Genomic DNA, 18,132 nt, shown 5'->3' with positions numbered 1-18,132 from the left:
CGCAGCGAAATAAAGGAGGAGGCCGCAGGCCGGGGGACATTCGCGGAGAAAGGTACCCCGTCGGCGGGTGCGCACCCCGAATTCAGGCGTGCGCCTTCTCCAAACACTCCTGAAACGCCAACACAGCCCGCGAAGGCTTGGGCGACCGCCGCAACAAACTCACAAACCGGCACGCGTAGTTGAACCGAGCCGGCAGCACAGGCTTCATGAGCGCGCGCTCCTCGAACACCTGCGCATAGTGGTCGGGCAAGAAACCGAGAAAACGCCCCGAAAGAATCAGCGTGGCAATCGCCTCCTGGTCGAAGCCCGTCGCCTTGCGCGACAGCTTGGCCCGATGACTCAGTTCCATGTTCGGCGAGTGATAGCCCAGTCCCGCGAAGTGATGCTCCCGCAACTTGGCCCATGTGAGCTTTGCGTTGTTGCTCTCGAAGAGCGGATGTCCCTTGCCGCAATAAAGCAGCATCGTCTCGTCGAACAGGTCGGCGTACACCAGGCTCTTCGACGCGCGGTGCGCCGGAATGATGCCGATCTGGAAATTGCCCTCCAGCACGCCCTGCTCAATGGCGTTGATCGAGCCTACGTGCACCGCCAAGTTCACCTCTGGCGCGATCTCCGTGAAGCGGGCAATGGCCTCACCGATGCGCGCCTTCGGGTTGGTGGCCGTCTTGTCGAACAGCGCCACCTCCAGCTGCCCGCCCATGCGGTTGTGGATGTCGTCGATGCTGCCGCGAAAGGCGTCGACCGAGGCCAGCAGCCGCAGCGTCTCGTCGTATACCCGCTGGCCCTCGGCCGTGAGCGCAAAGCCGGCCCGGCCGCGCCGGCACAGCACCAGGCCGAGCCGCGTTTCCAGGTCTTTCACGTGCCGGCTCACCGTGGATGTGCCGATGTTCAGCTCCAGCTCCGCCGCCGCCATGCCGCCGCAGTCGACCACGCTCTTGAACACCTTGAGCAGCCGCAGGTCCATGTCGCTGAGTTGCCCCAGCACGGCGCGGTTGCGCGTGCCTTGGGCACTGTTTTGGGCTTTGGCTTTTACTTGCATGAAACGTCAAGTGAACATTGATATTGCGCCATTCTCCACACTGAAGGCTGTGCCAACAATCTGCACACCTCATTACCTTTTGGAGCCCGCCCTGCGCGGGAAGCGTCATGACCCTTGCAACGCCCGCCATCGAACCGACGCCCGCCCTGCGCACCGACGCCGCCTGGCTCGACGCGCACTGGATGCCCTACACCGGCAACCGCAACTTCAAGGCCGATCCGCGCATGATCGTGGAGGCCAAGGGCGCCTACTTCACCGACGGCGACGGCCGCAAGATCTTCGACGGCCTCTCGGGCCTGTGGTGCTCGGGCCTTGGCCATGGCCGCCCCGAGATCACCGAGGCGGTGAGCCGGCAGATCGCCAAGCTCGACTACTCGCCAGCGTTCCAGTTCGGCCACCCGCTCTCTTTCGAGCTGGCCAACAAGATCAAGGAGCTCACGCCCGCGGGGCTGGACTACGTGTTCTTCACCGGCTCGGGCTCCGAAGCGGCGGACACGTCGCTCAAGATGGCGCGCGCCTACTGGCGCACCAAGGGCCTCGCCAGCAAGACGCGCCTGATCGGGCGCGAAAAGGGCTACCACGGCGTCAACTTCGGTGGCATTTCGGTGGGCGGCATTGCGGCCAACCGCAAGCTGTTCGGCCAAGGGGTCGAAGCGGACCACCTGCCGCACACGCAGATTGCGGCCAACGCTTTCACGCGCGGTATGGCCGAAAACGGCGCCGAGCTGGCCGACCGCCTGCTCGACCTGATCGCGCTGCACGATGCATCGAACATTGCGGCCGTGATCGTCGAGCCGTTTGCAGGTTCGGCCGGCGTGGTGATTCCGCCCAAGGGCTACCTGAAGCGGCTGCGCGACATCTGCACGGCGAACAACATCCTGCTGATCTTCGATGAAGTGATCACCGGTTTCGGCCGCTGCGGCGCGCTCACGGGCGCCGAGGCTTTCGGCGTGACGCCCGACATCATGAACATTGCCAAGCAGGTGACCAACGGCGCGCAGCCGATGGGCGCGGTGGTTGCCAGCAAGGACATCTACGACACCTTCATGGCAGCCGGCGGGCCCGACTACATGCTCGAGTTCCCGCACGGCTACACCTATGGCGCGCATCCGGTGGCCTGCGCCGCCGGCCTTGCGGCGCTCGACGTGCTGCAGAAAGAAGACATGATCGGCCGCGTGAAAACGCTTGCACCGCATTTCGAGAATGCGGTGCACAGCCTCAAGGGCAGCAAGCACGTCACCGACATTCGCAACTACGGCCTGGCTGCCGGCATCACCATTGCCGCGCTGCCGGGCGAGCCGGCGCGCCGGCCGTATGAGATTGCGATGAACTGCTGGAAGAAGGGCTTCTACGTGCGCTATGGCGGCGACACGATCCAGCTTGCGCCGCCCTTCATTGCCGAAAAAGCTGAGATCGACCGCCTCGTCAACGCACTGGCCGACGCACTGGCCGAAACGAACTAGCGCACGGCGGCGGCGGTTGGCGATGGGCGGCTCTGCATAATGAGCCGGCCTCCATTTCCCTCTCGCCCGCCTTCGTGCAACAGATCGACCTTTCCTACGCGATCCGCCCCCGCCGGAGCGGCCCGCGGCAGATCCGCAATCCGCTGATGCAGCTGCTGCAGGCGGTGCGCGAGCACGGCTCCATCTCGGCCGCGGCGCGCGCGCTCGGCCTCTCCTACCGCCACGTGTGGGGTGAGCTCAAGCACTGGGAACAGACGCTCGGCCATGCACTGGTGCAGAGCGAGCAGGGCCAGCGGGCGCAGCTTTCCGAATTCGGCGACAAGCTGCTGTGGGCCGAGCGCCAGGCGCAGGCGCGACTGGCACCGCAGATCGAGGCACTGCACGCCGAACTCGAGCGTGCCTTCGCGCTCGCCTTCGATGACCGCACCCATGTGCTGAGCCTGCAGGCAAGCCACGACGATGCTCTAGCGCTGCTGCGCACCCATGCGGCGGGCACTGTGCAGCTGCACCTGGACATTCATTTCACGGGCAGCGTCGACGCGATACGCGCGCTGAACCAGGGCCGCTGCGTGATGGCGGGCTTTCACACGCTGGAGCATCCGCCGCAGGGTTCGCTGGCACAGCGCACCTACCAGCCGCTGCTCAAGCCCGGGCAGCACAAGCTCATCGGCTTTGCGCGGCGCACGCAGGGGCTGCTCGTGGCGCCCGGCAATCCGCTGCGACTGCGCTCGCTGGCGGACGTGGCGCGGCTGCGCGCACGCTATGTCAACCGCACGATCGGCACCGGCACGCGCGTGCTGCTCGATGAGCTGCTGTCGCAAGCGGGCCTCGATGCCGCTGCGCTCATGGGCTATGAACGCTGCGAAACCTCGCATGCCGCCGTGGCGCACGCGGTGGCTTCGGGACAGGCCGATGCCGGACTCGGGGTCGAGTCGGCGGCCCACGCCGAAGGCCTCGGATTCGTGCCGCTGGTGCATGAGCGCTATCACCTGGCCTGCCTGAAGTCGGCACTCGATCAGCCCGCTACGCGGGCGCTGGTGGCGGTGCTGCAGAGTGCAAGCTGGCAGCACCTGCTCGGCACCTTGCCCGGCTACCAAGCCGCAGGCAGCGGCGAAGTGCAGTCGCTGCGCGAGTTGCTCCCGTGGTGGACCTTCCAGCGCGAGAAGACGCACAAGCACTGAAATTGCCGTCAAAAGCAACGACGGCGGGCCGATAAGTTAAGGTTGTGCCCATGACGGATGCTGTGCACAGCGACATTCCGGCCCGGCTCGACCGCCTTCCCTGGTCGCGCTGGCACTGGCGCGTGGTGATCGCCCTCGGCGTGGCCTGGGTGCTCGACGGCCTCGAAGTGACCCTGGTCGGCTCCATAGGCGGCGTGCTCGAACGGCCCGACACACTGGGCCTCAGCGCCGCCCAGATCGGCTGGTCGGGTTCGATCTACATTGCCGGCGCGGTCATCGGCGCCCTGCTCTTCGGTCGGCTGACCGACCGGCTCGGGCGCAAGAAACTCTTTCTCGTCACGCTGGTGGTCTACACACTGGGCACGCTGGCCACCGCGTTCTCGCCGGATTTCGCTTTCTTCGTGCTTTGCCGCTTCATCACGGGCCTGGGCATCGGCGGCGAATACGCGGCCATCAACTCAGCTATCGACGAACTCATTCCGGCCCGCGTGCGCGGCCGCGTGAACCTTGCCATCAACGGCAGCTTCTGGATTGGCGCAGGGCTTGGAGCCGCGCTCAGCCTGGTGCTGCTCGATGCGCGCGTGATCGGGCCGGTATGGGGCTGGCGCGCGGGCTTTGCGCTGGGGGCGGTGCTGGCAGTGGCCATCTTGCTGGTACGGCGCAACGTGCCCGAAAGCCCGCGCTGGCTGATGGCGCACGGCCGCGCCGACGAGGCGCTGCGCGTCGTCGAGGCCATCGAGGCTGAAGTGCGGGCGCAGCATGGGCCGCTGCCTGAAGCGCAGGGCCGCGTCGCCTACGTTGGCAATCGCCGAAGCCCGACAATGCGCGAAGTGGCGCACGTGCTGCTGCGCCGCTACCGCGAACGCAGCGTGGTCGCTGTAGCGCTCATGGTGTCGCAGGCCTTCTTCTACAACGCGATCTTCTTCACCTATGCGCTGGTGCTCACGCGCTTCTACGGCGTGGCCGATGACAACGTGGCGCTCTATATCTTTCCGTTTGCGCTCGGCAACGTGCTGGGGCCGCTGCTGCTGGGCCCGCTGTTCGACAGCGTGGGCCGGCGCAAGATGATTGGGCTGACCTATGTGCTGGCCGGCGTCGGGCTCGCGCTGACCGGTTGGGCCTTCATGATGGGCTGGCTCGACGCGCGCAGCCAGGCGCTGTGCTGGTCGGCGGTGTTCTTCCTGGCCTCGGCGGCGGCGAGCTCGGCCTATCTCACGGTCAGCGAAGTGTTCCCGCTCGAGATGCGCGCGATGGCCATCGCCATCTTCTACGCCATCGGCATGGGTGCGGGCGGCTTCGTGGCGCCGGTGCTGTTCGGCGCGCTCATCGAAACCGGGAGCCGGGGCGCCGTGATGGTGGGCTATCTCATCGGCGCCGCGCTGGTCATCGTGGCGGGCCTGCTGGCGCTGCGCTATGCGGCCGATGCGGAGCGCAAGCCGCTGGAGGAAGTGGCGCCGCCGCTGTCGTCAGGTGACGGCGGCCATTGAAGCGGCGCAGATACGCGAGGGCTCGGGGCGAGTTACAGACTGCAGGTCCGGAAGCCGAAGAAACCGTCGTCGCGGCCCGGCAAGGCGAACCCGCGGCGGCGTGGTGAGCGCAGGCGTGCCCGGGTCGCGAAAGACGCGCCGCGCAGCACGCGGGCCTGGCCGAACGCAGGGGTCGGGTCGAACTCTCCGCCCCCGCTCCACGGGTCGGCCCTGAAGCCGGGCCATGGCCGCAGCGTACCCGCCGTCCATTCGTGCACGTCGGCCCAGCGAAAGCCGCGCCGCGCGGCGGTGTGCGCCGCAATCTCCCATTCGACCTCGGTTGCGATGCGCCGGCCGGCCCAGCGCGCCCAGGCGTCGGCCTCCCACCAGCTCAGGTGAACGGCGCCGTGGTGGCCGGCCGCACGCACGGTTGCACCGAAACGGTGCTGAAGCACCGAGCCGCCGGTGCCGTTGCGCGCGGCGCCGATCTGCTCGACATGCCGCGGCCCGCGGCGCCCATCGATCTGCGCGGAAAGCCAGCGCCAGCCTTCGGGGTGCCAGAGCTCCTCGCGGTCATAGCCGCCTTCGTCGACGAACTCGATGAACTGATTCCACGTCACGGGCTGCGCGTCGATCTCGAATTCGGGCACGTCGACGCGGTGCGCACCCTGCTCCTGCGCAAAGGCGAATCCGCCGCCGGCCGGCAGGCCGAGCTCCCATTGCGTGGAAGGCAGCACCAGCGGCTCGCGCGTGACCGAAACCGGCAGCGGCTCGATGCCGAGGGAGAGCCCCAGCGTCTGCGCCATCACGATGAACTGCTCGCCGCGCAGGTCCTCATGGAAAAGCGCAAGGCGGTAGAAGTACAGGCCCGGGTCGGTCTCGGCCGCATGCTCGAGCAGCTCGAGCGTGCTTTCCAGCGTTTCGAGCAGGTAGGCCTTGGTCTGGCCGAGGTCCGGCAGGCCGGGCGACCAGATCCGCTCCCGCGTGGCCTGGGCGGGGTCCCACCAGCTGTCGGCATGCGGATCGATGGCGGCCAGCCGCGTCGGGCGCACCGGGCAATCGGCGCCGAAGGCACGCTGCGTGTTGCGGCCGATCCACCATTCGGCAAACCAGCCGATATGCCCGGCCAGCCAGACCGGCGGCACCACGCCCGCGTCTTCGGTGCGTGGCACCGCAAGATCGGGCGAACCCAGCGCCTCTTCATAAAGCGACAGCAGGTGAAGCGTGTGGTTGCGCGCGTCCATGAGGGCCAGCGACAGCAGCTCGCGGCCGGCTCGCCGCATGTCGGGCGAATCGATGGAGTGCGGCAGGCCCGTGGGCAGCAGGGGCGGCGACGATGGCATGTTTCATTATGGCGAGCCGCGGCACCAGCGTGGCGCACGGCGGGCGCGTCTACGGGAATACACCGCCCGGCCCCGCCTGAAAACGGCTTCCCGCGCCGATAAAATCGCGCGTCCGCAAAAGCTCCGACCGCCGCCTGCCGGCCGAGTCCGGGCCGCTTCTGCATCCAAGCATCCATTCTTCTGGAGAAGAGCATGAATTTCCTGCTCAGATTTTCGCGCGCGGTCGATTGGCTGAACGGCCAGATCGGCAAGTACGTGATCTGGCTCATCCTTGCGTCCACGGTCATCAGCGCCCTGAACGCGGTAGTCCGCAAGGCCTTCAACATCAGCTCCAACGCTTATCTCGAGGTTCAGTGGTACCTGTTCGCGGCATCGTTCCTGATTGCCGCGGGCTACACGCTCCTGAACCAGGAGCACGTGAAGGTCGACGTACTCGCCGGCAAGCTGTCCAAGCGCGGGCAGATCTGGATCGACATCATCGGCTTTGTCTTCTTTCTCACCCCGTTCTGCCTGGCCGTGCTCTGGTACGGCATTCCGTTCTTCATGCAGGGCTACCGCTCGGGCGAAATGTCGAACAACGCGGGCGGCCTGATCCGCTGGCCGATCTACGCAATGATTCCGCTCGGCTTCGGCTTGCTGATGCTGCAGGGGTGGTCCGAGCTGATCAAGCGCATTGCCTTCCTGCAGGGCCGCATCGAGGATCCGACGGCCAAGCGTGGCGAAAAAACGGCTGAAGAAGAGCTCGCCGAGTCGATCCGCCGGCTGGCCGAAGCCCAAACCAAATCCAGCTGAATCGGACCATCATGGAATTCATCATTCAGAACTACGCCCCGCTGATGTTCGCGGGCCTGATCTGCTTTCTGCTGGTCGGTTTCCCCGTTGCATTCAGCCTGGGCGCCTGCGGGCTGTTCTTCGGCTTCGTCGGCATCGAACTCGGGCTGTTGCCCGAAGCGCTGCTGCAGGCCATGCCGCTGCGGCTCTTCGGCATCATGCAGAACGACACGCTGCTGGCCATTCCGTTCTTCACCCTCATGGGGCTGATCCTCGAGCGCAGCGGCATGGCCGAAGACCTGCTCGAGACCATCGGCCAGCTGTTCGGCCCGATTCGCGGCGGCCTGGCGCTGGCCGTGGTGTTCGTGGGCGCGCTACTCGCGGCAACCACCGGCGTGGTGGCTGCATCGGTGATCTCGATGGGCCTGATCTCGCTGCCGATCATGATGCGCTACGGCTACGACCGGCGCCTGGCGACGGGCGTGATCGCGGCCTCGGGCACGCTGGCGCAGATCATTCCGCCTTCGCTGGTGCTGATCATCCTGGCCGACCAGCTCGGCCGCAGCGTCGGCGACATGTACAAGGGCGCCTTCCTGCCCGGCTTCCTGCTGATGGGCATGTACGCGCTCTACGTCATCCTGCTCGCGGTGTTCAAGCCGGCATGGGTGCCGGCGCTGCCGCCGGAAGCACGTACGATGCGCGAAGACAACGGCAAGAGCGGCGGCCCCTCGCTGCTGGTGCTCACCGCGGTCTGCGTGGTTGCGTCGGTGTGGTTCGCACGGCACATTGCCGACATCCACACGTGGTGGAAGGGCGAAGAAGTCACGCGCGTGGCCACCGACGAGACCATCGTCGTCTCCATGTGTGCCGGCGTGCTGCTGGCGCTGGTCATCGCGGTCATCAACCGCGTCACGCGCCTGGGCCTGCTCTCGCGCATGGCCGAGCGCGTGACCTTCGTGCTCATTCCGCCGCTGCTGCTGATCTTCCTGGTGCTCGGCACCATCTTCCTTGGCGTTGCAACGCCCACCGAAGGCGGCGCCATGGGTGCCATTGGCGCACTCATCATGGCCATGGTGCGCGGGCGCATGAGCATGTCGCTGCTCAAGCAGGCGCTCAACACCACCACCAAGCTGTCGTGCTTCGTGGTGTTCATCCTGATCGGCGCAACGATCTTCGGCCTGGTGTTCCAGGGCGTGGACGGACCGCGCTGGGTCGAGCACCTGCTGGCCAAGGTGCCGGGCGGCCAGCTGGGCTTCCTGATCGTGGTGAACGTCATGGTGTTCTTCCTGGCGTTCTTCCTCGACTTCTTCGAGTTGTCGTTCATCGTGGTGCCGCTCCTGGCCCCGGTGGCCGACAAGCTGGGCATCGACCTGATCTGGTTCGGCGTGCTGCTGGCTGTGAACATGCAGACCTCGTTCATGCATCCGCCGTTCGGCTTTGCGCTCTTCTACCTGCGCAGCGTGGCACCCACCAAGGCCTACAAGGACCGCGTCACGGGCCAGATGATCGAGCCCGTCACCACGATGCAGATCTACTGGGGTGCCGTGCCGTTCCTGCTGATCCAGCTGACGATGGTGGGCCTGATCATTGCGTTCCCGGGCATCGTGTCGAGCGGGCTGGACGAAAAAGAGGTCTACGACCTCGACAAGGTCATGCGCGAGATGGAAGCCAACATGCCGGGCTCTGCGCCCGAGATTCCCGCCCCCGAAGTGCCGGCGCCCGACGCGGGCACCGCGCCCGCACCGGAGTCCGGAGCCTCCGCGCCCGCGGGCGGTGCAGCGGCTCCCGCGGCCGAGGACGATCCGATGAAGGCCATGCTGGAATCGATGGAGCGGGAAAAGAAGTAAGCCCCCTCACCCGTCCCCAGGGCCTGCGCACCGCGCGCAGGCCCCAGACGAAAAAAAGCCCGCGCGATGCGGGCTTTTTCTTTGCCGGGCCGAAGCCGCGGATCAGAGCTTCTGCTTGGACATGAAGTTGTCGAAAGCCGATTCGGCGAAGCGGAACCACAGCACCTGGTCGCGCTGGAACGTGCGCAGGTCGGCGTAGATCTTCTTCCACTCGGGGCTCTTGGCGTCGTTCTCTGCGAACACTTCCATCGAAGCCTTGAAGGACGCGTCGAGCACGGCCTGCGAGAACGGCAGCACCTTGGTCTTGGACGCCACCAGTTGCTTCAGCGCCGTGGGGTTCAGCGCGTCGTACTTGGCGAGCATGTCGGACGAAGCGACGGCCGCGGCGGCTTCCACGATGGCCTTGTTCTCTGCCGAGAGGCCGTCGAACGCCTTCTGGTTGATGAAGAAGTCCACTTCAGGACCGCCTTCCCACCAGCCGGGGTAGTAGTAGAACGGCGCAACCTTGTTGAAGCCGAGCTTCTGGTCGTCGTAAGGACCGACCCATTCGGCCGCATCCAGTGTGCCCTTTTCGAGCGACTGGTAGATCTCGCCGCCGGGAATGCTTTGCGGCACCGCGCCGAGCTTGGTCATCACGTCACCGATGAGGCCGCCGCCCAGGCGCATCTTCATGCCCTTGAAGTCGGCCGGCGACTTGATTTCCTTGCGGTACCAGCCGCCCATCTGGCAGCCCGTGTTGCCGCCGGCAAGGCTCAGCATGTTGTACTTGGCGTAGAACTCGTTCATGAGCTTGCGGCCGTTGCCGTGCATCATCCACGCGTTCATCTGGCGCGAGTTCAGGCCGAACGGAATGGCCGAGCCCAGTGCGAATGCGGGGTTCTTGCCGTAGAAGTAGTAAGGCACGGTGTGGCACATCTCGACCGAACCGTTTTGCACGCCGTCCACTACGCCGAAGGGAGGCATCAGCTCGCCGCCGGCGTGAACCGAGATCTCGAACTTGCCGCCCGACATGGCCTTGACCGCCTTGGCGAACACTTCCGCGCCGCCGTAGATGGTGTCCAGCGACTTGGGAAAGCTGGAGGCCAGGCGCCAGCGGACGGCGGCCTGCGCATGAACTGCGGGCGCAATGCCGGCGGCCAGAACGCCGGCAATGCCGGCGTTTTTAATGAGGGAACGACGATCCATTGAATTCACTCCGAGTGCATTGGAAAAAACGAAACGCGGCTTGTGGCCGCGTCGACGACTTTCGTAAGTCGTGGCGATTGTAAAAACCTGCTTACAGGCAACCCGCCGGGGTTTACCCTGCGACGGAGCCGAAGCGCCGAGCGATGGAGGCTTCGATGCCCGTCGCGTCGAGGCCGATGGACGCGAGCAGCTTGGCCGGATCGCCATGCTCGATGAAGCGGTCGGGCAGGCCCAGCTGCAGCACCGGCTTCTGAACGTTGGCCGCCTGCAACGCCTCGAGCACCGCACTGCCCGCGCCGCCCATCACCGCGCCTTCTTCGAGCGTGACGATGGCGTCGTGCGTGCCCGCCACCTGCAGCAGCAGTTCGACGTCGAGCGGCTTGGCCCAGCGCATGTTGACCACCGTCGCGTCGAGCGATTCGGCCGCGGTGAGCGCGGGGTACAGCAAGGTGCCGAACGCGAGGATCGCAATGCGCTTGCCTTCGCGGCGCACTTCGCCCTTGCCGAACGGCAATGCATCGAGCGCCAGGTGCGGCGTAACGCCGGCACCTGCCCCGCGCGGATAGCGCACGGCCACCGGATGGTTCTGTTCGTAGGCGCTCGACAGCAGCTGGCGGCATTCGCGCTCGTCGGCCGGACACGCAATGCTCATGTTGGGAATGCAGCGCAGGAACGGAATGTCGTAGGCGCCCGCATGCGTGGCGCCGTCGGCACCCACCAGGCCCGCGCGGTCGAGCGCGAACACCACGGGCAGGTTCTGGATGGCAACGTCGTGAATCAGCTGGTCGTAGGCGCGCTGCAGAAAGGTCGAATAGATGGCAACCACCGGCTTCAGGCCTTCGCATGCAAGGCCGGCCGCAAAGGTCACGGCATGCTGCTCGGCAATGCCGACGTCGTAGTAGCGGTCGGGAAAGCGCTGCTCGAATTCCACCAGCCCCGAGCCTTCGCGCATGGCGGGCGTAATGCCCACCAGGCGGCCGTCATGCGCCGCCATGTCGCAGAGCCATTGGCCGAAGACCTGCGTGAAGGTCTGCTTGGCCACGGCGGCGGGCTTGACCAGCCCGACCTGCGGATCGAACTTGCCGGGGCCGTGATAGGCCACGGGGTCGGCCTCGGCCAGCTTGTAGCCCTGCCCCTTCTTGGTGACCACGTGCAGGAACTGCGGGCCGTCCAGGTGCTTGAGGTTTTCGAGCGTGGGCACCAGCGAATCGATGTCGTGCCCGTCGATGGGGCCCACGTAGTTGAAGCCGAACTGCTCGAACAGCGTGGCCGGAACCACCATGCCCTTGGCATGCTGCTCGAAGCGCTTGGCCAACTCGAACAGCGGCGGCGCGGCGCGCAGCACGCTCTTGCCCACGTTCTTGGCGGCGGCGTAGAAGTTACCGCTCATCAGCTGCGCAAGGTAGCGGTTGAGCGCGCCGACCGGCGGGCTGATCGACATGTCGTTGTCGTTCAGGATCACCAGCAGCTTGCAGTCGCACACGCCGGCGTTGTTGAGCGCCTCGAAGGCCATGCCGGCCGTGAGCGCGCCGTCGCCGATGATGGCCACGGCATGGCGGTCTTCGCCCTTTTGCTTGGCGGCCATGGCCATGCCCAGCGCGGCCGAGATGCTGGTGGACGAGTGCGCGGTGCCGAAGGTGTCGTACTCGCTCTCGCTGCGCTGCGGAAAGCCCGAGATGCCGCCGATCTGCCGCAGCGTGGGCATGCGCTCGCGCCGGCCCGTGAGGATCTTGTGCGGATAGGTCTGGTGGCCCACGTCCCACACCAGGCGGTCGTGCGGCGTGTTGAACACATGGTGCAGAGCGACCGTGAGCTCTACCGTTCCAAGGTTGGAACTCAGGTGCCCGCCGGTGCGCGAGACGTTGTCGAGCACGCAGGCGCGCACTTCGTCGGACAGCTGCTTGAGCTGGGCCCGGTCGAACTGGCGGATGGGCGAGGGATCGTGGAGCGTGGGAAGCAGCGGGGCCATGGGAGCGTCGTGGTTCTTCTTGTCCATCTGTTCAGCAGTTCATCGGTCGCGGTCGACGACCATGTGGGCCAGCGCACGCAGTGCCGCGGTATCGGCGAGGCCGCTGCGCTCGAGTGCCGCGAGCGATTCGGCGAGCAGCTGTTTTGCCTGCGCACGCGCGCCGTCGAGGCCCCACAGCGAGACATAAGTGGGCTTGTCCGCGGCGGCATCCTTGCCGGCCGTCTTGCCAAGGGTTTGCGAATCGGCGGTCACGTCGAGGATGTCGTCCACCACCTGGAACGCCAGGCCAATGGCGGCGCCGTAGTCGCGCAGCGAGGCCAGCGCGGTGGGCGCCACGTTGGCAGCGCAGGCGGCACCCATCTCGACGCTGCCCTGCAGCAGCGCGCCGGTCTTCAGGCGGTGCATTTCGCGCAGCTGCGCTTCGTTCAGCGCCAGGCCCACGCTGGCAAGGTCGATGGCCTGTCCGCCCGCCATACCCTGGCTGCCTGCGGCACGCGCCAGCAGGCGGCACAGCGTGGCCTGGGTGGCGGCGGGAATCTCGTCGCCTTCGGGCGTCAGCAGTTCGAAGGCCAAGGCCTGCAAGGCATCGCCGGCCAGCAGCGCATCGGCCTCGCCGAATTTCACATGCACGGTGGGCTTGCCCCGGCGCAGAACGTCGTTGTCCATGCAGGGCAGGTCGTCGTGCACAAGTGAATAGGCATGGATGAGTTCGGTTGCGCAGGCCGCGCGCAGCGCCGCGGCCGCATTGCCGCCCACCGCTTCGCTCGCGGCCAGCACCAGCAAAGGCCGCAGCCGCTTGCCGCCGTCGAGCACGGCATAGCGCATCGCGTCGCCGAGCAGCACCGGTGCATCGACGCCGACCCAGCGCGACAGCGCGGCTTCTACACGCGCCAGATGCGGTTCACTCCAGTTGGTGAGCCGCGCGGCGTCCCAGTCCACTACCGCGGCACTCATTCGGCCGTCCAGGGCTTGAGGCTGCCCGCGTCCAGCACCTTGATCTGGTCTTCGACAGCCTGGAGCTTCTCGCGGCAAAAAGCGAGCAGCGCGGCACCGCGCTGGTAGCTGCCAAGCAACTGGTCGAGCGGCAGTTGGCCCGACTCGAGCTCTGCAACCAATTGTTCCAACTCCTGGAGCCCGGCTTCGTAGCTGGCCGGCAGCGGCCCGGTGTCGGGCGTGGGCGCCGGGCTGGAGGCGGCGGAAGAAGGGACCTTGGGCATGCGAGAGAACAAGTATGAAATCGGGCATTTTAGGGCGGGGAACCGAATGGCCGCCGGTCTTCCCGGAGCGCCCGGCAAAGGGCGCACCGATGAGCGGACGCCGCGGTTCCGGATCTGCCGCAATGGCATACGAAAGGCTGCGGGCACTGCGGTGCCCCCTTGGGTACAATCGCGTGTTCCCCTGCCGGCCGCGCCGGCACAACTCTTCGGGCCGTTGCCCTCCCAGACGGCGCCTTCCGTTTTTCTCTTTTTTCTCCCTGTGGGGAGCTTGGTCAGGTCCTCCATGTCTGATTTAAGTCTTCAACTGCAGCAGGCCACGAGCCAACTTCCAGTTTCCGCGTACTTCGACGAGTCGCTTTACGCGCGCGAAATGCAAACGCTGTTCGCGCAAGGTCCGCGCTACGTGGGCCATCGCCTGGCGGTGCCCGAACTGGGCGACTTCCACACGCTGCCGCAAGAGCACCAGGGCCGCGCGCTGGTGCACACGCCCAAGGGGGTGGAACTCATTTCCAACGTGTGCCGCCACCGGCAGGCGCTCATCCTGCAGGGCCGCGGCCAGCTCGACAACCAGACCGGCGGCAACATCGTCTGCCCGCTGCATCGCTGGACCTACGCCGCGAGCGACCCGCGCACCACGGGCACGCTGATCGGCGCGCCGCATTTCGACCAGGACCCCTGCCTCAACCTGCACAACTATCCGCTCACGGAGTGGAACGGCCTTCTGTTCGAGCGCGGCGCAAACGGCGTGGGGCGCGACGTGGCAGCCGACATGGCCGAGCTCGGCCCGCGCGCCGATCTTGACTTCACCGGCTACGCGCTCGATCGCGTCGAGCTGCACGAGTGCAACTACAACTGGAAGACCTTCATCGAGGTCTACCTCGAGGACTACCACGTCGGTCCGTTCCACCCCGGCCTCGGCAGCTTCGTGACCTGCGACGACCTGCGCTGGGAGTTCAACCGCAACTTCTCGGTGCAAACCGTAGGCGTGGCCAACCGGCTCGGCCGCGCGGGCAGCCCCATCTATCAAAAGTGGCAAGAGCAGCTGCTCAAGTACCGCGAGGGCAAGCCCCCGAAGTACGGCGCGATCTGGCTCACCTACTATCCGCACGTCATGATCGAGTGGTATCCGCACGTGCTCACGGTGTCGACGCTGCACCCGGTGAGCCCCACCAAGACCCTCAACATGGTGGAGTTCTTCTACCCCGAGGAAATCGTCGCCTTCGAGCGCGAATTCGTCGAGGCCCAGCAGGCCGCCTACATGGAGACCTGCGTGGAAGACGACGAGATTGCCGAGCGCATGGACGCCGGCCGCCGCGCGCTGATGCTGCGCGGCGACGACGAGAGCGGCCCCTACCAGAGCCCGATGGAAGACGGCATGCAGCAGTTCCACGAGTGGTACCGCAGCGCGATGCAGCAGAACGCCTGAGCGAATAGTGCAAGCACTCTGGATGGTGCTGGGCGCCTTCTTGTTCGCCACCATGAGCGTGGTGGTCAAGGTGGCATCGGCCTGGTTCAACAGTGGGGAGATGGTGCTCGGCCGCGGGCTGATCGGCATCGTCTTTCTGTGGCTGCTGGCGCGCAACCGCGGCGTTTCCCTCGGCACCCGTTATCCCGGCATGCATGCCTGGCGCAGCATCATCGGCGTGGTGTCGCTCGGCGCGTGGTTCTATGCCATTGCCCACATGCCGCTGGCCACGGCCGTCACGCTCAACTACATGAGCAGCGTGTGGATTGCAGCCTTCCTGGTCGGCGGCACGCTGCTGGCCTGGGTGCCGGTGCCCGGACGCGACGGCCGCGTCGAGCGGCCGCCGCTGCAGGGCACACTCGCGCTGACCGTGCTGGCCGGCTTTGTGGGCGTGGTGCTCATGCTCAAGCCCAGCGTGGATGCGAGCCAGGGCTTTGCGGGACTGCTCGGCCTGCTGTCCGGCCTCACAGCCGCATTCGCGTACATGCAGGTGGTGGCGCTGTCGCGCATCGGCGAACCCGAACTGCGCACGGTGTTCTATTTCGCGGTCGGCTCCGCCGTGGCCGGCGCCTTTGCCACGGCCGCGACCGGGTTTTCGGGTGGCAATTCTTGGACGTGGCAGCATGCGCTGTGGCTGCTGCCGATCGGCCTTTTGGCCGCGCTCGGGCAACTTTGCATGACGCGCGCCTATGCCACGGCCAAGACGCAGGCCGGCACGCTCGTGGTGGCCAACCTGCAGTACTCCGGCATCGTCTTCGCGGCGTTCTACAGCGTGGTGCTGTTCGACGACCGCATCGACGCCGCCGGCTGGGCCGGCATGGCGCTCATCATCGTGAGCGGCATCGCGGCCACGGTGCTGCGCCAGCGTGCGGTGCCCAAGGCGCCGGCCGAAGAACACTGAACCGCATCGAACCCCATCGACAACGAAGGAGCCCGTCATGTACACCACCCTCATCAGCGTCGAACAACTCCAGCAGCTGCAAGCCGGCGGTACGCCGCTCATGGTTTTCGACTGCAGCTTCGACCTCATGAAGCCCGAGGCCGGCGCGCAGCAATATGCCGCCGCCCACATTCCGGGCGCCGCGTTTGCGAACCTCGACACCGATCTCAGCGCGAAGCACGGCGTGCCCGGTGCGCACGGCGACGTGGTGGTGGCCCAGGAAGACGGCGTGCCGGCCTCGGGCGGACGCCACCCGCTGCCGAGCCGCGAGAAGTTCGCGGCCTGGTTGTCGAGCATCGGTTTTTCGAACGAAATGCAGGCCGTGGTGTACGACCGCAACGGCGCCAACTACTGCGGCCGGCTCTGGTGGATGCTGAAGTGGATGGGCCACAACGCAGTGGCCGTGCTCGACGGCGGCCTGCAGGCATGGCAAGCCGCCGGCGGCGAAGTCACCAGCCGCGAGGAGCCTGCGCGCTTCCAGTCGAACTTTGTGCCGGGCGAGCCGCTCGCGCAACTCGTGACGACCGAAACGGTAGCGCGCCGGCTCGGCCAGCCTGACCAGCAGCTGATCGACGCGCGTGCCGCCGCGCGTTATCGCGGAGAGGTGGAACCTCTGGACCCGATTGCGGGTCACATCCCCGGGGCTCTGAACCGGCCCTTCGCCGAAAACCTCGGCCCCGACGGCAAGTTCAAGCCGGCATCGCAATTGCGTGCCGAGTTCGAAGCGCTGCTCGCGGGACGCGATCCGGCGACGGTTGTCCACCAATGCGGCAGCGGCGTGAGCGCGGTGCCCAACCTGCTTGCGATGCAGATCGCGGGGCTTGGGACGACCGCGCTCTATGCCGGCAGCTGGAGCGAATGGAGCAACACGCCGGGGCTGCCGACCCGGCAAGGCGCAGAACCATGAAACACATCCGACTTCGACGCATTTCATCCGGCTTCGCATTCGCCGCGGCACTGTTCGCAGCACCCTTTCTTTCGCTCTCCGCGCAGGCCCAGCAGCAGCACGCGCATGTGCACGGCCAGATCAAGCTCGACGTGGCCATCGACGGCCCCACGGTGGTGATCGACATGGAGTCGCCGCTCGACAACATCGTTGGCTTCGAGCGCGCGCCCAAGACGGCTGCCGAGAAGAAAACCGCCGAAGACGCCATCGCGCAATTGCGCGCGGCGGACAAGCTCTTTGTTGTCGACCCGGCCGCCAACTGCAAGCTCGGCCCGGTCGACCTGCGCTCCAGCGCGCTGGGCCTCGGCAACCCCGACCCGAACGAACCACCCGGCCATGCGGACCTGGACGCCACCTTTTCTTTCAACTGCACCAATGCGGCCGCGGCCAAGTTCATCGACGTGAATCTGTTCGCCGCCTTCAAGGGCACGCGCCAGATCGATTCGCAGATTGCTTCGGCCCAAGGGCAGTTCAAGCGCCAGCTCAAGCGCCCGGCCGGTGCGCAGGCGAGCCAGCCCGTGCGCCTTGGCTGGAGCAAGTGACACCGTGAGCATCGCCCCCGAGGCCGAGTCGGCGCCGCTGCGCGTTGTGCTCGCCGCCGAAGCGCTGCGCTTTGCGTGGCCCGGCATGAAGACGCCCTGCATCGACATCGAGGCCTTGCGCATCACGGCCGGGGAACTGGTCTTCTTGCACGGCCCGAGCGGCTGCGGCAAGAGCACGCTGCTGTCGCTCCTGGCCGGCGTGCTGGTGGCGGACGAAGGCCGTGTCACGCTGCTGGGGCACGACTGGTCGCAGCTCTCCGGCGCCGCGCGCGACCGCTGCCGTGTTGCGCACGTGGGCTATATCTTTCAGCAGTTCAACCTGCTGCCGTACCTGAGCGTGCTCGACAACGTGCTGCTGCCCTGCCGCTTCTCGCAGCGGCGCGAGGCGCAGGCCGCTCGCGGCGGCAGCTCCCGTGAACAGGCCGAACACCTGCTCGACCAGATGGGTCTCGACCACAACCTGTGGAAGCGCCAGGCCATGCAGTTGTCGGTCGGCCAGCAGCAGCGCGTGGCGGCTGCGCGCGCGCTCATCGGCCATCCCGAGGTGGTGATTGCCGACGAGCCCACTTCCGCACTCGACGAAGACCGGCGCGAGGCCTTTCTCGACGTGCTGCTGACAGCCTGCGCAACCAACCAGAGCGCGCTGGTGTTCGTGAGCCATGACCAGCGCATTGCGCAGCGCTTTGCACGGCATGTGCTGCTGCCCGACATCAATCGCGCAGCAACCGCGGCAATGGCGGCGGACGCATGAAGGCACG

At 66.6% G+C, this 18,132-nt stretch carries 16 protein-coding genes; 10 read left to right on the top strand and 6 right to left on the bottom strand.

The annotated features are described in order from the left end of the window. Positions 1-82: 82 nt before the first annotated feature. Positions 83-1,039 carry a LysR family transcriptional regulator gene (locus V9K97_RS07790; protein WP_337317344.1) on the bottom strand — a complete coding sequence of 319 codons (957 nt, stop codon included), beginning with the start codon at positions 1,037-1,039 and terminating at the stop codon, positions 83-85. A 107-nt stretch (positions 1,040-1,146) separates the two neighbouring features. Between V9K97_RS07790 and V9K97_RS07785 the strand changes: the two genes are divergently transcribed. The 3 genes from V9K97_RS07785 to V9K97_RS07775 all read left to right on the top strand — a co-directional run bounded on the left by V9K97_RS07785 (position 1,147) and on the right by V9K97_RS07775 (position 5,170). Then, positions 1,147-2,502 (top strand): aspartate aminotransferase family protein, encoded by a 1,356-nt coding sequence (locus V9K97_RS07785; protein WP_337317342.1) that lies wholly within the window; start codon positions 1,147-1,149, stop codon positions 2,500-2,502. 74 nt (positions 2,503-2,576) lie between these two features. After that, a complete protein-coding gene (locus V9K97_RS07780; protein ID WP_337317340.1) occupies positions 2,577-3,683 on the top strand; it encodes a substrate-binding domain-containing protein in 1,107 nt (368 codons plus the stop codon). Between the two features lie 50 nt (positions 3,684-3,733). Further along, positions 3,734-5,170 carry an MFS transporter gene (locus V9K97_RS07775; protein WP_337317338.1) on the top strand — a complete coding sequence of 479 codons (1,437 nt, stop codon included), beginning with the start codon at positions 3,734-3,736 and terminating at the stop codon, positions 5,168-5,170. Positions 5,171-5,202: 32 nt separating this feature from the next. Here V9K97_RS07775 and V9K97_RS07770 read toward each other — a convergent pair whose 3' ends face one another. Continuing rightward, positions 5,203-6,492, bottom strand: coding sequence for an SUMF1/EgtB/PvdO family nonheme iron enzyme (locus V9K97_RS07770; protein ID WP_337317336.1), 1,290 nt, complete (start codon positions 6,490-6,492; stop codon positions 5,203-5,205). A 192-nt stretch (positions 6,493-6,684) separates the two neighbouring features. Here V9K97_RS07770 and V9K97_RS07765 point away from each other — a divergent pair, with 192 nt between their 5' ends. Beyond that, positions 6,685-7,284: a TRAP transporter small permease subunit gene (locus V9K97_RS07765; RefSeq protein ID WP_258504994.1), complete on the top strand. Its 600-nt coding sequence runs from the start codon at positions 6,685-6,687 to the stop codon at positions 7,282-7,284. A gap of 11 nt (positions 7,285-7,295) precedes the next feature. Then, a complete protein-coding gene (locus V9K97_RS07760; RefSeq protein ID WP_337295444.1) occupies positions 7,296-9,110 on the top strand; it encodes a TRAP transporter large permease in 1,815 nt (604 codons plus the stop codon). Positions 9,111-9,212: 102 nt separating this feature from the next. Here the strand turns inward: V9K97_RS07760 and V9K97_RS07755 are convergent, their stop codons facing one another. From V9K97_RS07755 to xseB, 4 genes are all read right to left on the bottom strand, one after another. Beyond that, positions 9,213-10,295, bottom strand: a complete 1,083-nt coding sequence (locus V9K97_RS07755) for a TRAP transporter substrate-binding protein (protein WP_126749767.1) — start codon at positions 10,293-10,295, stop codon at positions 9,213-9,215. A gap of 112 nt (positions 10,296-10,407) precedes the next feature. Beyond that, a complete protein-coding gene (gene dxs, locus V9K97_RS07750) occupies positions 10,408-12,264 on the bottom strand; it encodes a 1-deoxy-D-xylulose-5-phosphate synthase (protein ID WP_258504989.1) in 1,857 nt (618 codons plus the stop codon). Between the two features lie 39 nt (positions 12,265-12,303). After that, positions 12,304-13,218, bottom strand: coding sequence for a polyprenyl synthetase family protein (locus tag V9K97_RS07745; RefSeq protein ID WP_337317334.1), 915 nt, complete (start codon positions 13,216-13,218; stop codon positions 12,304-12,306). Beyond that, positions 13,215-13,481: an exodeoxyribonuclease VII small subunit gene (gene xseB, locus V9K97_RS07740; protein WP_126749770.1), complete on the bottom strand. Its 267-nt coding sequence runs from the start codon at positions 13,479-13,481 to the stop codon at positions 13,215-13,217. Before xseB ends, V9K97_RS07745 begins: the two co-directional genes overlap by 4 nt. Before the next feature lie 283 nt (positions 13,482-13,764). Here xseB and V9K97_RS07735 point away from each other — a divergent pair, with 283 nt between their 5' ends. Genes V9K97_RS07735 through V9K97_RS07715 form a run of 5 tightly spaced genes read left to right on the top strand, consistent with a single transcriptional unit; the run spans position 13,765 to position 18,125 of the window. Further along, on the top strand, positions 13,765-14,907 hold the full coding sequence (locus V9K97_RS07735) for an aromatic ring-hydroxylating oxygenase subunit alpha (RefSeq protein WP_258504985.1): 1,143 nt from the start codon (positions 13,765-13,767) through the stop codon (positions 14,905-14,907). Positions 14,908-14,929: 22 nt separating this feature from the next. Further along, positions 14,930-15,847, top strand: coding sequence for a DMT family transporter (locus tag V9K97_RS07730; protein ID WP_258508319.1), 918 nt, complete (start codon positions 14,930-14,932; stop codon positions 15,845-15,847). Positions 15,848-15,884: 37 nt separating this feature from the next. Beyond that, complete coding sequence (locus V9K97_RS07725) at positions 15,885-16,793, top strand: sulfurtransferase (protein ID WP_337317332.1); 909 nt, start codon at positions 15,885-15,887, stop codon at positions 16,791-16,793. Beyond that, on the top strand, positions 16,790-17,374 hold the full coding sequence (locus tag V9K97_RS07720) for a DUF2796 domain-containing protein (protein WP_337317330.1): 585 nt from the start codon (positions 16,790-16,792) through the stop codon (positions 17,372-17,374). The genes V9K97_RS07725 and V9K97_RS07720 overlap by 4 nt, the downstream gene beginning before the upstream one ends. Positions 17,375-17,378: 4 nt before the next feature. Next, entirely contained in the window at positions 17,379-18,125 is a 747-nt protein-coding gene (locus V9K97_RS07715; RefSeq protein WP_337317329.1) for an ABC transporter ATP-binding protein, read from the top strand. Positions 18,126-18,132 lie beyond the last annotated feature (7 nt).

Origin of the sequence: Variovorax sp. CCNWLW186 (assembly GCF_037203865.1) — a bacterium.
Taxonomy (GTDB): Bacteria; Pseudomonadota; Gammaproteobacteria; order Burkholderiales; family Burkholderiaceae_C; genus Variovorax.
This window is presented reverse-complemented; position numbering and strand designations above follow the sequence as displayed.